We start from the raw sequence: 12,937 nt of genomic DNA, 5'->3' as shown, positions 1-12,937 counted from the left end.
AGTCGTTGACGGTTCAGCCGAGCAGCGTGCTGAGCTCAAGGGTCTCGAGGCCGTGGGCCTCGGCGACGGGGCCGTAAACGACCTTGCCGTCATGGGTGTTGAGGCCCAGCGCCAGCGCCGGGTCACGGCGCAGCGCCTCGACCCAGCCGAGGTTCGCGAGCTGCACGATGTACGGCAGGGTCGCGTTCGTCAGGGCGTAGGTGGAGGTGTTCGGGACCGCGCCCGGCATGTTGGCGACGCAGTAGAAGACCGAGTTGTGGACCTGGAAGGTCGGCTCGGCGTGGGTGGTCGGACGGGAGTCCTCGAAGCAGCCGCCCTGGTCGATCGCAATGTCGACAAGGACACTTCCGGGCTTCATCTTGGCGACGAGCTCGTTGGTGACCAGCTTCGGGGCCTTCGCACCCGGGATCAGCACGGCGCCGATGACGAGGTCGGCCTCGATGACGGCCTTCTCCAGCTCGTAGGCGTTGGAGACGATCGTCTTGATCTTCGTGCCGAAGATCTTGTCGGCCTCGCGGAGCTTGTTGATGTCGCGGTCGAGCAGGGTCACGTGGAAGCCCATGCCGATGGCGATCTGCGCCGCGTTCCAGCCGGAGACGCCGCCGCCGATGACCACGCACTCGCCGGCGTGGGTGCCGGGGACACCGCCGGGGAGGACGCCGCGGCCGCCGGCCGAGCGCATCAGGTGGTAGGCGCCGACCTGCGGGGCCAGGCGGCCCGCGACCTCGGACATCGGGGCGAGCAGCGGCAGCGCGCGGTTGGCGAGCTCGACCGTCTCGTACGCGATGGCGGTGGTGCCGGACTCCAGCAGGGCGTCCGTGCACTCGCGGGAGGCCGCGAGGTGCAGGTAGGTGAAGAGGGTCTGGTCCTTGCGGAGGCGGTGGTACTCCTCCGCGATGGGCTCCTTGACCTTCAGCAGGAGGTCCGCGGTGGCCCAGACCTCGTCGGCGGTGCCGAGGATCTCGGCACCGGCGGCGACGTACTCGGCGTCCGTGATCGAGGAGCCGACACCGGCGTTCTGCTCGATGAAGACCTGGTGGCCGTTGCGGACCAGCTCATGCACGCCGGCGGGCGTGATGGCGACCCGGAACTCGTTGTTCTTGACCTCGCGGGGGATGCCGACCTTCATCGTCGATCACGGTCCTTGGCTCAGGGGATATTACGGGGCACTTCCATACATACCCGCCCACAAGAACGCGCAACGGGATGCACCACTGATGTCGTGGTGAAGCCAGTCTAATGAAGGATGAGTCGCTGTCTAGCCTTGCAAACCAATAAGTTCAGTCGGACACACTACGGATTTCGCAGGCTGCGGGGTCGTCTCCCAGCAATCTGTCAGCGGCCGAACGGTGCAGCCTCGCCGCCGCCGGGTCACCCAGACGGTCCAGCGTGTCGGCCAGCCGGACCTGGAGCGCGGCCTGAAGTCGCTGGTCCCCCGCGCGGCGCGCCAGCTCGATCGCCTCGCGGCAGGTGTGCAGGGATTCCTCGGGCCTGCCGGCGTACTCCTGGACCCGCGCCATCTCGCTCAACGCCTTTGCCTGGCCGGGGACATCGGCCAGCCGGCGGTAGCCCGCCGCGGCCGCGCGCCAGCTGCGCAGGGCCTCCCCGTAGCGGCCCGCGTAGGTGTGCACGTTGCCGAGCCGGCCGTAGAGCCTGGCCTCGTCCGCCCGCTCGCCGCGCGCCAGGGCGTGGGCCAGGGCGCGGCCGAACCAGTCGGAGGCCCGGGACCAGTCCGCCAGCTCCTGGTACGCCCCGCCTACGGATTCCATCGCGCGGCCCGTCGCGTACGGGTCCTTCGCGGCCTTCCCCGCGCCCAGCGCGGCCCGGTACCGCGCCAGCGCCTCCTGGGTCCGGCCGGTCTCGGCGTCCAGATCGGCCAGGTTCAGCAGGGCCGCGGCCCGCTCCCGGTGCAGGCCGCGCCGCTCGGCCACGTCCAGTACCAGGCGGTGCAGCCCGTACAGCTCGGGCGCGGCCGCCTCGGTGCCCCGGTGCCCGGCCAGCGCTCGGACCAGGGCGGAGACCAGCCTGCGGGCCAGCGTGTCGAGCCCGCCGTCCGCCACGGCCAGGTGCGCGGCCGAGGTCAGCGCGGGCAGCCGGGTGTCGAGCCAGGTGGCGGCCGCCCGGCGGTCGGGGAAGCGCAGGGCCCGGGGCGTCCCGTCCAGGTGCTCGCGCAGCAGCCCGTCGTCGTCCTCGTCCGTGTCGGCCATGGCCCGGCACGAGGTGAGCAGCCGCACGGTCCGCTCCAGCATCCGGGCACGGGCCAGCTGTACCTCGGCGGGGCGCTCCTTGGTCTCCAGCAGGGCCTGGAGGAAGGGCGCGAGGCAGCCGGGGAGCATGAAGAGGCCGTCCGGGGCGGGCCGTACGAGGCCCAGCGCGGCGAAGTCCTCCAGGGTGGACTGGGCCGCGGCCACCGAGCAGCCGGCCAGGGCCGAGGCGGTGTGCGAGTCGAGGTACCCGGCCGGGGCCAGCGGCAGCAGGTGCAGGGTGCGGCGGGCCGGCTGGGGCAGGGACTCGTAGGCCAGCCGGAAGGCGCGGCCGAGCGGGCCGGCGGTGCCGGGGGGCATGTCGTGGAGCTGCTTGGCCAGGTCGGCGACGGCGGCCTTGGGGTGGGCGGCGAGCCAGCCGCCGGCGAGGGCCAGTGCGGCGGGCAGCCCCCCGCACTCTTCGGCGAGGTCCTCGGCGGCACGGGGGTCGACGGTGACGCGGGTGTCGCCGATGAGCCGGGCGAGCAGGCCGACGGCGGACACGGGGTCGAGGCCGCCGAGGGTGCAGGGGCGGACGTCGGGGATCCCGGTGAGCGGGCCCTCGGCGGTGACCACGACCAGGCACTCGGGGGTGTCGGGGAGCAGGGCGTCGACCTGGTGCGGGTCGGCGGCGTCGTCGACGAGCAGGATCGCCCGCCGGTTCTTGAGGGCCTCCCGCAGGGCGGCGCTGAGGTCGTCCTCACCGGCCCCGGGCGGGGTGCGCTCCCCGAGCCCCTCCAGCAGGGTCCGGACCGCCCGCTCGGTGTCGACGGGCTCCCCTCCGGGCTCGGTGAGCCGCACCCGGAGCAGGCCGTCGGGGTACTGGGGGGCGACCTCGCGCACGAACGCCTCGGCGAGCGCGGTCCGCCCGGACCCGGGGCGCCCGGCGACGAGCAGCACCCGCGCGCGGGGGGCCTTCGCCTTGCGGCCCGAGAGGGTGTCGAGCCCGGTCCGCGCGATGTCCTCGCGCAGCTCCTTGAGCTCACGCCGCCGCCCGACGAAATCCGCCACGGATCCGCTCCTCTCCCTGCCTTCGGGTTGCTGAGCGTAGTTCACGCAGAGCGACGGGCTGCGGGGAGCGCGGCCCGTAGATCGCCCGATCGGATCAGCCGATGTCCCTATTACTGGTCCGATGCCGGCCGTCCGGGGCCGATGGGTCGTCCGCGGGTCGTGCGCCGCTGCGCGGGCTGCTCCCGGCCCCGCCCTTCGCCCGTTCCCCGGGGGCTCCGCCCCGACCCCCGCGCATCGAACGCCGCCGGGGCTGGGGGAGGTCGAGCGCAACGGGGTCAGGGGCAGCGCCCCCGGGAACGGTGGAAGGGCGGTAGGGGAAGGCCCCGCGCAGCGGCTACGCCTCGTACGGCCGGGCCGGCCAGGGGGCGTCGGCGGGGCGGAGGGTGTCGGGGCCGCCCCCGGAGGCGAGGGCGGCGGTGAGGGCCAGGACGCCCGTGACCAGCGCCGGGTTGCCCAGCTCGCCGGCCAGGACCCCGCGGACCAGGTCCTCCCGCGCGACCCACTCCACCTGCATGTCGGCCTCCTCCGAGTCCGTCTCCGCGTACCGCTCGCCGTCCGCCTCGGCCACGTCCCGCGCGAGGAAGACCCGGATCGCCTCGTCGGAGCCGCCCGGGGAGGCGAAGAAGTCGGCCAGCACCCGCCACTCCCCCGCCTTGACGTGAGCCTCCTCGTACAGCTCGCGCTGCGCCGCGTGCAGCGGGTTCTCCCCCGGCACGTCCAGCAGCCCGGCGGGCAGCTCCCACAGCCGGTGCCGGACCGGGTGGCGGTACTGCCGGATCACCAGCACCCGGTCGTCGTCGTCCAGGGCGAGCACGCACACCGATCCCGGGTGCACCTGGTAGTCGCGGCGGGCCACCGAGCCGTCCGGCATCCGCACCTCGTCGGAGGCCACCGCCGTCTTGGCGCCCTGGAAGGGCCGCCTGGTCGACAGCGTCTCCCAGGTCTCCGACGTGTCCTTGATGGCGATCCCCATGGCCAGTGCCCTCCACAACGCGCGACAGCCGGGTACGGATGATCCGTACCCGGCTGCCTACGTTACCGAGCGTCAGCTACCGCGCGTCAGCCCCGCTGCTGGCGCTCCACGGCGGCCTTGACCAGGCCCGCGAAGAGCGGGTGCGGCCGGGTCGGGCGGGAGCGGAGCTCCGGGTGGGCCTGGGTGGCCACCAGGTAGGGGTGCACCTCGCGCGGGTACTCGACGTACTCGACGAGCTTGTTGTCCGGGGAGGTGCCGGAGAAGACCAGGCCGGCCTTCTTCTCCAGCTCGCCGCGGTAGGCGTTGTTGACCTCGTAGCGGTGGCGGTGGCGCTCGTCGACGTACGCGTCGCCGTAGACCTCGCGCACGATCGAGCCCTCGGCCAGCTTGGCCGTGTACATGCCCAGGCGCATGGTTCCGCCCAGGTCGCCCGCGCCCTCGACGAAGGCCAGCTGCTCCTCCATGGTCGAGATGACCGGGTGCGGGGTCGAGGCGTCGAACTCGGTGGAGTTCGCGCCCTCGATGCCCGCCAGGTTGCGCGCGGCCTCGATGACCACGCACTGCAGGCCCAGGCACAGGCCCAGCAGCGGGATCTTGTTCTCGCGGGCGTAGGTGATCGCGCCGACCTTGCCGTTGACACCGCGGTCGCCGAAGCCGCCGGGCACGCAGATCGCGTCCACGTCGCCGAGCTGCGCCGCGGCACCGGCCGGGGTCTTGCAGTCGTCGGAGGTGACCCACTTGATCTGCACGCGGGCCTTGTTGGCGAAACCGCCGGCGCGCAGCGCCTCGGTCACCGACAGGTAGGCGTCGGGCAGGTCGATGTACTTGCCGACGAGCGCGACCTTGACCTCGTGGTCGGGGTTGTGGACGCGGTCCAGCAGGTCCTCCCACACCGTCCAGTCGACGTCGCGGAAGGGCAGGTCGAGCTTGCGGACGACGTAGGCGTCCAGGCCCTCGGTGTGCAGCACCTTGGGGATGTCGTAGATCGACTTGGCGTCGATCGCCGCGACCACGGCCGCCTCGTCCACGTCGCACATCAGCGAGATCTTGCGCTTGATGGAGGTGGGGACGTCGCGGTCGGCGCGCAGCACGATCGCGTCGGGCTGGATGCCGATGTTGCGCAGGGCGGCGACGGAGTGCTGGGTGGGCTTGGTCTTCAGCTCGCCGGAGGGGCCGATGTAGGGCAGCAGCGAGATGTGCACGACGAAGACGTTGTCGCGCCCGACCTCGTGGCGGACCTGGCGGACGGTCTCCAGGAACGGCAGCGACTCGATGTCGCCGACGGTGCCGCCGACCTCGGTGATGACGACGTCGACGTCCTCGGTCGCCATGCGGCGGATGCGGTGCTTGATCTCGTTGGTGATGTGCGGGATGACCTGCACGGTGTCACCGAGGTACTCGCCGCGGCGCTCCTTGGCGATGACCGTGTTGTAGACCTGGCCGGTGGTGACGTTGGCCGAGCCGTCGAGGTCGACGTCGAGGAAGCGCTCGTAGTGGCCGATGTCCAGGTCGGTCTCGGCGCCGTCGTTGGTGACGAACACCTCGCCGTGCTGGAAGGGGTTCATCGTGCCGGGGTCGACGTTCAGGTACGGGTCGAGCTTCTGCATCGTGACCCGCAGGCCGCGCGCCTTCAGCAGCGCACCCAGGCTGGAGGCCGTCAGGCCCTTGCCGAGGGACGAAGCGACACCCCCGGTGACGAAGATGTGCTTGGTCGTCATGGATTTGGGCGGCATCGCCAAGAGGGGGCTCCCGTGGTCGCGAGGTGAGGTGCGTCCGGCGACTTCTCCCGTTTCCGGGGGTGCCGAAGCTGCGGTTTCGGGGCCCCTGATTCGCACAGGCAGACCACCGGTCCACGGGGTACCAGCCTATCAGCGCCCGGGACGGTCCGCCTCCGGGCGCGCTGCGCGGCGGTCCCCGCGGGTCGTCCGGCCAGCCGTTCCCGCAGGTCACCCGTTCGGCCGAGTGACATTGTCCCCATACTTAAGGAGATCACTAGGGTGCGCTCATAACGTGCTCGGATACCGCTGCACATCGCCGCCGAGCAGTCCGGCAGACGGCGTAACAACGCCGGTTCCGGCAATCTAGGACTCGACGCGGGGATCCCTGCGCACAGGAGACCGCGCGACAGCGCATTGCAAGCGCCCTTCGGGGCGGACGTGGCCGTTCGACTGGAGACCAACGTGTCCGGGCGCATCGAGGATTACGCACTGATCGGGGACATGCAGACCGCGGCGCTGGTCTGCCGGGACGGCTCGGTGGACTGGTTGTGTCTGCCACGTTTCGACTCCCATGCCGTCTTCGCGAGCCTTCTGGGCACCGAGGAACACGGCTTCTGGCGCATCGGCCCGGCGTTCCCCTCGGGTGCGGAGCCGCCGCGGGCCGCCCGCCGGCGCTACCGGGGCGATTCCCTGGTGCTGGAGTCGGAGTGGGACACCCCGCGCGGGACCGTCCGCGTCATCGACTTCATGCCGCCGCGCGAGGACCACGCGCCGCAGCTGATCCGCATCGTGGAGGGCGTCAGCGGGCGCGTCCCGATGCGCTCGGCGCTGCGCATGCGGTTCAGCTACGGGCGGGTCGTGCCGTGGGTGCACAAGGTCGACGGACGCACCGTGGCCGTCGCCGGCCCGGACTCGGTCTGGCTGGACTCCGACGCGCAGACGTACGGCAAGGACCTGACGACGTACTCGGACTTCACGGTCGGACCCGGCGACCGGGTGGCCTTCGCGATCAGCTGGCAGCCCTCGCACAAGGGTGCGCCGGAGACCCCGGACGCCGAGGCGGCGCTGGAGGCGACCAGCGAGTTCTGGCGCGAGTGGGTGGACCTGTGTACGTACCACGGGCCCTACCGGGAGGCCGTGATCCGCTCGCTGATCACCCTCAAGGCGCTCACGTACGCGCCCACCGGCGGGATCGTCGCCGCGCCGACCACCTCCCTCCCCGAGGAGATCGGCGGGGTCCGCAACTGGGACTACCGCTACACGTGGCTGCGCGACGCCGCCATCACCCTGTCCTCGCTGCTGCGCACCGGCTACCGGGGCGAGGCCGCGGCCTGGCGGGACTGGCTGCTGCGCGCGGTCGCCGGCGACCCGGAGAACCTCCAGATCATGTACGGGATCGCCGGCGAGCGCGAGCTCGGCGAGACCGAGCTGGACTGGCTGCCCGGGTACGAGAACTCCGCTCCGGTGCGCGTCGGCAACGGCGCCGCACATCAGCTCCAGCTCGACGTGTACGGCGAGGTCACCGAGGCCCTGCACCTGGGCCACATGACGGGCCTGGCCCGCAACGACTACGCCTCGGTCCTCCAGCTGAAGCTGATCCGCTACCTGGAGACCCACTGGATGGAGCCGGACGAGGGCATCTGGGAGGTGCGCGGTCCGCGCCGCCATTTCGTGCACTCGAAGGTGATGGCGTGGGTGGCCGTGGACCGCACGATCAAGCTGATCGAGAGCGGGGACGCGGACGGCCCGCTGGAGCGCTGGCGCGAGATGCGCGACGCGATCCACGCGGACGTGTGCGAGAAGGGCTACGACCCGGAGCGCAACACCTTCACCCAGTCCTACGGGTCCCGGGAGCTGGACGCCTCCCTGCTGCTGATCCCGCAGATGGGCTTCCTGCCGCCCGATGACAAGCGGGTCATCGGCACCATCGAGGCGATCCAGCGCGAACTGTCGACCCCGGACGGTTTCATCCTGCGCTACCCGACGGCCGGCGAGGAGGCCGGCGTGGACGGGCTGGAGGGCGACGAGGGGGCCTTCCTCGCGTGCTCGTTCTGGATGGCCGACGACCTCGCGATGATCGGCCGGGTCGACGAGGCCCGCCGCCTCTTCGAGAAGCTCCTGGCGCTCCGCAACGACCTGGGGCTGCTGGCGGAGGAGTGGGACTCCAAGCACGAGCGTCAGGTGGGGAACTTCCCGCAGGCCTTCAGCCACGTTCCGCTGATCGACACGGCGCTTCGGCTGACGGCGAGCGGGGCCTACGGCGGCTGACGCGCGGGGGCGGGGCCGCCCGCCTAGCCTGTAAGGGTCCTTCGCCCTTCACGGGAAAGGGGGGGTGGCCATGGCGCCCCTGTCGAAGGCGGGCGCGGCCCTCGCCGCGCTCCGCGAGGATCTGGCCGGTGACGTCTTCGCCCCGGACGACCCGGGGTACGACGAGGCCCGGATCCTGTTCAACGCCATGATCGACCGCCGGCCGGCGGTGATCGCCCAGTGCGAGGGCGCGTCCGACGTGGTGACTGCGGTCCGCTTCGCCCGGGAGCTGGACCTGCCGGTCGCGGTGCGCGGCGGCGGGCACAGCGTGGCGGGGATGTCCCTGAACGACGGCGGCCTGGTCGTGGACCTGCGCCGGATGCACGCGGTCACCGTCCACCCGGCGGCGCGGGCCGCGCACATCGGGGGCGGGGCCACGATGAGCCACCTGGACCGGGCCTGCGGGCCGTACGCGCTGGCGACCACCGGGGGCCGGGCCTCCACCACCGGTGTGGGCGGTTTCGTGCTGGGCGGGGGTACGGGCTGGCTGGACCGGAAGTTCGGCCTGGCCGTGGACAACCTGCTGGGCGTGGACCTGGTCACCGCCGACGGAGAGCTGTTGCACGTCACGGCGGAGGACCACCCGGACCTGTTCTGGGGGCTGCACGGCGGCGGGGGGAACTTCGGCATCGCGACCTCGCTGACGCTGCGGCTGCACGACCTGCCGCACATGTCGATCGCGTTCCTGCTGTACCTGCCGGAGCGCGGCCCGGAGGTGGTGCGCACCTTCCGGGACGTCATCGAGTCGGGTCCGCCCGAGGTGGGCGGCGGGGCCATCTACCTGACCGCGCCGCCGGAGGAGTTCGTCCCGCCGCACCTGGTGGGGCTGCTGGTGGCGGGCGTGCTCCTGACGTACGCGGGTCCCGAGGACGGGATGCGCGAGCTGGCGGAGCCGCTGCTGGCGATCCCGCACGAGGTGGAGATGGTGACGCCCATCCCGTACGCCGACCTCCAGTGCATGATCGACGACCCGCCGGGGCTGCGGAACTACTGGTCGGCGGAGTACCTGACCGGTGCGCCGGACGCGTTCGTGGACGCGTTCTGCGCGCGGGCCGACTCGATGCCGGTGCCGACGGGCACCCAGCACGTGCTGTTCCCGCAGGGCGGGGCGATCGCCTCCGGCCCGGCCGACTACCCGGTCCCCTACCGGGGCGCGCCCTGGGCGGTGCACCCGTTCGGGATGTGGGAGGACCCGGCCGACGACGACCGGGTCCGGGACTGGGTCCGGGACGTCCGCGCCGATGCCCGGCCGTGGAGCACCGGCGCGGTGTACCTGAACTTCACGGGCGACGAGGGCGCGGACCGGGTGGTGGCAGGGCTCGGCACCGAGAACATGCGGCGGCTGGGCGAGTTGAAGCGGCGTTACGACCCGGACAACGTCTTCCGCTTCAACCACAACATCAGGCCCCTGTGAGGCGCCCGCCCCGCGCGGGTGTCAGGTGAGGGCGGCGATCACCTCCCGGGCGGCCCGTTCGCCCTCGGTGGCGCCGCCCTCCATGAAGCCCTGGAAGTCGTAGCTGCAGTGCTCTCCGCCGATGTGGACGTTGCCCTGGGCGGTGCCCTCGTACTTGGCGTAGCGGTGCAGGTAGCCGGTGGGCCAGTACGAGTAGGCGCCCAGGGAGTAGGGGTTGCGGTGCCAGGCGGAGAGCTGGGCGCGCCCGGTCCAGACGGCCTTGGTGCCGGGGTAGAAGGCGTCGATGCCGGTGAGCATCCGGTCGGCGAGGGCGCGTACGTAGGGGTCGGTCTCGGTGGCGAAGGGGCTCGCGGGGGTGAGGGAGCCGGCGAGGCCGCCGCCGCCGTACTGGAGGAGGATGCCGCCGGTGCCGGGCTGGACCTTGGTGGTGTCCCAGGTCTGCTGGACGTCGGAGTCGGTGAAGCAGTCGCCGGCGGAGACGCCCGGCCAGGGGCCGGTGCCGCGCCAGGGCCGGGCCGTGAACTGCATGTTGAGCTTGGTGCAGTGCCCCATGCGGGCGTCGCGCAGCAGGTCGCGCATCAGCGGGTCGAAGCCGGCCCGTGAGGTGTCGAGGTTCTGGAGCACCGGCAGCGGCAGGCACAGGACGGTGTGGTCGGCGACGGCGGTGCGGGTGGCGCCGGAGTCGTCGAAGGTGAGGGTCTGGGTGCCGTCGGCGCCGGCCCGTACGGCGAGCAGCGCGCGGCCCATGACGAGCGTGCCGGGGGCGAGGGCGGCGGCGATGGCGTTCGGGAGGCGGTCGTTGCCGCCGGTGATGTGGTACCGCTCGTTGGAGAGGCCCCAGACGTTGAAGTTGCCGGGGTTGGGCTGGTAGCCCATCAGCAGGACGAGGGCGAGGGCGGACTGGGCGGTGGTGTCGGCGCCGTACTCGACGTTGTAGGCGACGTCGATGAACCGGCCCAGCCGCGAGCCGTGGCCGCCGGGGATCCGGGTCTCGATCCATTCGTACAGGGTCATGTCGTCGAGGGCGGTGCCGGCGGGGGTGGAGCTGTTCCAGCTGACCTCGCCGGCTTCCTGGAGGTCGCGGCGCAGCGCCTGGTAGACGGCCTTGAAGTCCTCGTCGGCCTGGGTGCGGGAGTAGTAGCCGCCGTTGAACCAGAGGACTTCCTCCGCGCCGTTGGGTCCGCCGCCGAGGAAGTCCTCGACGGGCAGGTCGAAGCGGCGGCAGAGTTCGAGGATCTTCTTGTGGCTGGTGTCGATCAGCTCGCCGCCGATCTCGGAGGTCTGGCCGTACGCCCAGTGGCCGCGCTGGGTCCACATGCGGCCGCCGACGCGGGCCGGGTTGGCCTCGTAGAGGGTGCAGGGGATGCCGGCGTCCTGGAGGGTGAGGGCGGCGGTGAGGCCGGAGATCCCGGCGCCGACGACGGCGACGCGGGCGGGGGCGGCGGGCTTCTTGGCGGGGGCGGCGTCCGCGGCGTACGCGGTGGCGGGGGCGGCCGCCGTCGCGGAGGAGGCGATGGCGGTGCCGAGGCCGAGCGCGGCGGCCCGGGAGAGGAGTTCGCGGCGGGTGGAGCCGCGCACCTCGGCGACGGGCAGGCGCAGCCGGCGGCTGGCGGCGTGTTCGGCGGCGAGCTGCCGCAGGGAGCGCATCAGGGGCGTACGGGCCATGGCGGGGCTCCTCAGACGGTGGCGGCGGTCGGGCCGGAGGCGGTGGCGTCGGGGGCGGGGTCTTCGGCCCCGCCGGTGCGTTCGGCGGCGTCCTCCAGGACGATCCGGCCGATGACCTCGTAGCGTTCGGGTGCCTTCGCCTTCAGCCAGAGGCCCAGCGCCAGGCCGCCGAGGAAGACGCCGCCGACGATCCACGGGATGAGCTCGAAGAACAGCGATCCGGCGGCGGCTCCCGCAGCGGTCTCCATGTTGAGCACCAGCAGGACCACGACGGCGGTCATCCCGATCCCGCCGAGCAGCGGGGCGGTGAAGGTCCTGAACCAGTGGCGGTCCTCGGGGTGGTTGGCGCGGAAGTAGCCGATGACGGCGAAGGAGCACAGGGTCTGCACGATCAGGATCGCCATCGTGCCGAGGATCGCGAGCAGCGTGTACAGGTGCAGGTACGGGTCCTGGCCGGTGAGCCAGAACCCGGCGACGAGGGCGGTGGCGATGGCGGTCTGCGCCAGGGAGGCGGTGTACGGGGAGCCGTGGCGGTGGTGGGTGCGGCCGAGTCCGGGGTGCAGGAAGCCCTCGCGGCCGATGGCGTACAGGTAGCGGGCGGCGCACTGGTGGAAGGCCATGCCGCAGGCGAAGGAGCCGGTGAGCAGCAGCCATTGGAAGGCGTCGACGGCCCAGGCCCCGATGAAGGTCTTGGTGGGGGCGAAGAACAGGTCCAGGGGGCTCGCGGAGGCGGAGAGGGTGACGGAGTCGGCCAGGCCGTTGCCGGAGATGGTCATCCAGGAGACGAAGATGTAGAAGAGGCCCACTCCGACGACGGAGATGATGGTGGCCTTGGGGATGACCCGCTTGGGGTCGCGGGACTCCTCCCCGTACATGGCGGTGGACTCGAAGCCGACCCAGGACCAGAAGGCGAAGAAGAGGCCGAGTCCGGCGGAGGTGCCGGTGAAGGCGTTCTTCGGGTTGACGGGCTCCAGCGGTATCCCGTCGGGGCCGCCGCCCGCGAGGAGCACTGCGGTGGCGACGGCGAAGAGGACGGCGATCTCGGCGACGAGCATCACGCCGAGGGCCTTGGCGGTGAGGTTGATGTCGAAGTGGGCGAGTACGGCGGTGACGGCGAGCATCGCGGCGGCGTAGAGGATCCACGGCAGGTCGACGCCGAGCTGGTCGTGGACGGTCGTCTTCGCGAAGTAGGAGAAGACGCCGACGATCGAGGCCTCGAAGACGATGTACGCGAGGACGGCGAGCATGCCGGAGGCCATGCCGGCGATCCGGCCGAGGCCGTGCGAGATGTATCCGTAGAAGGCGCCGGCGGCGGTGATCCGCTTGGCCATGGCCACGTAGCCGACCGCGAAGACGGTGAGGACGACGGTCGCGAAGAGGTACCCGGCGGGGGCGCCGGTGCCGTTGCCGAAGCCGACCGCGATGGGGAGGTTGCCGGTCATCGCGGTGATCGGCGCGGCGGTGGCGACCGCCATGAAGACGACGCCGACGAGGCCGACGGAATCGGCCTTCAGGCGCTGGACCGGGGGTGTGGCCCCGGCGGCGGGCGGAGGGGTGGCGCTGGCTCTGCTCATGGAGTCCTCGTTCCTGCTTCCTGGTCTGTCTT

Annotated in this window: 8 protein-coding genes; 2 read left to right on the top strand and 6 right to left on the bottom strand. The window is 72.1% G+C overall.

What is annotated here, in order from left to right:
• Positions 1 to 13: 13 nt before the first annotated feature.
• The 4 genes from ald to ACZ597_RS29850 form a co-directional block, all read right to left on the bottom strand.
• On the bottom strand, positions 14 to 1,129 hold the full coding sequence (gene ald, locus ACZ597_RS29865) for an alanine dehydrogenase (RefSeq protein WP_470846182.1): 1,116 nt from the start codon (positions 1,127 to 1,129) through the stop codon (positions 14 to 16).
• Positions 1,130 to 1,280: 151 nt separating this feature from the next.
• Complete coding sequence (locus tag ACZ597_RS29860) at positions 1,281 to 3,299, bottom strand: tetratricopeptide repeat protein (protein ID WP_471336538.1); 2,019 nt, start codon at positions 3,297 to 3,299, stop codon at positions 1,281 to 1,283.
• A gap of 289 nt (positions 3,300 to 3,588) precedes the next feature.
• On the bottom strand, positions 3,589 to 4,221 hold the full coding sequence (locus ACZ597_RS29855) for an NUDIX domain-containing protein (protein WP_471336842.1): 633 nt from the start codon (positions 4,219 to 4,221) through the stop codon (positions 3,589 to 3,591).
• 92 nt (positions 4,222 to 4,313) lie between these two features.
• Positions 4,314 to 5,960: a CTP synthase gene (locus ACZ597_RS29850; protein WP_471336535.1), complete on the bottom strand. Its 1,647-nt coding sequence runs from the start codon at positions 5,958 to 5,960 to the stop codon at positions 4,314 to 4,316.
• Positions 5,961 to 6,383: 423 nt separating this feature from the next.
• On the opposite strand from ACZ597_RS29850, the gene ACZ597_RS29845 reads away from it, so the two are divergent.
• The gene (locus ACZ597_RS29845) at positions 6,384 to 8,213 is read left to right on the top strand and encodes a glycoside hydrolase family 15 protein (RefSeq protein WP_471336532.1); all 1,830 of its coding nucleotides are present in this window, start codon (positions 6,384 to 6,386) and stop codon (positions 8,211 to 8,213) included.
• Positions 8,214 to 8,283: 70 nt separating this feature from the next.
• On the top strand, positions 8,284 to 9,666 hold the full coding sequence (locus ACZ597_RS29840) for an FAD-binding protein (protein WP_471336529.1): 1,383 nt from the start codon (positions 8,284 to 8,286) through the stop codon (positions 9,664 to 9,666).
• Positions 9,667 to 9,687: 21 nt separating this feature from the next.
• On the opposite strand, the gene ACZ597_RS29835 is transcribed toward ACZ597_RS29840, so the two are convergent.
• On the bottom strand, positions 9,688 to 11,331 hold the full coding sequence (locus tag ACZ597_RS29835; RefSeq protein WP_471336526.1) for a flavin monoamine oxidase family protein: 1,644 nt from the start codon (positions 11,329 to 11,331) through the stop codon (positions 9,688 to 9,690).
• A gap of 11 nt (positions 11,332 to 11,342) precedes the next feature.
• Positions 11,343 to 12,905, bottom strand: a complete 1,563-nt coding sequence (locus tag ACZ597_RS29830; protein ID WP_471336523.1) for an APC family permease — start codon at positions 12,903 to 12,905, stop codon at positions 11,343 to 11,345.
• Between the last annotated feature and the right edge of the window lie 32 nt (positions 12,906 to 12,937).

This window comes from Streptomyces sp. NPDC040718, from assembly GCF_055593565.1.
The sequence above is the reverse complement of the archived record's forward strand: the minus strand, read 5'-3'. Positions and strand labels throughout refer to the sequence as shown.

Coding starts and splice junctions, on each gene's coding strand:
- ald (WP_470846182.1), bottom strand. CDS start 1,129: ATGAAGGTCGGCATCCCCCGCGAGGTCAAGAACAACGAGTTCCGGGTC.
- ACZ597_RS29850 (WP_471336535.1), bottom strand. CDS start 5,960: ATGCCGCCCAAATCCATGACGACCAAGCACATCTTCGTCACCGGGGGT.
- ACZ597_RS29840 (WP_471336529.1), top strand. CDS start 8,284: ATGGCGCCCCTGTCGAAGGCGGGCGCGGCCCTCGCCGCGCTCCGCGAG.
- ACZ597_RS29835 (WP_471336526.1), bottom strand. CDS start 11,331: ATGGCCCGTACGCCCCTGATGCGCTCCCTGCGGCAGCTCGCCGCCGAA.
- ACZ597_RS29830 (WP_471336523.1), bottom strand. CDS start 12,905: ATGAGCAGAGCCAGCGCCACCCCTCCGCCCGCCGCCGGGGCCACACCC.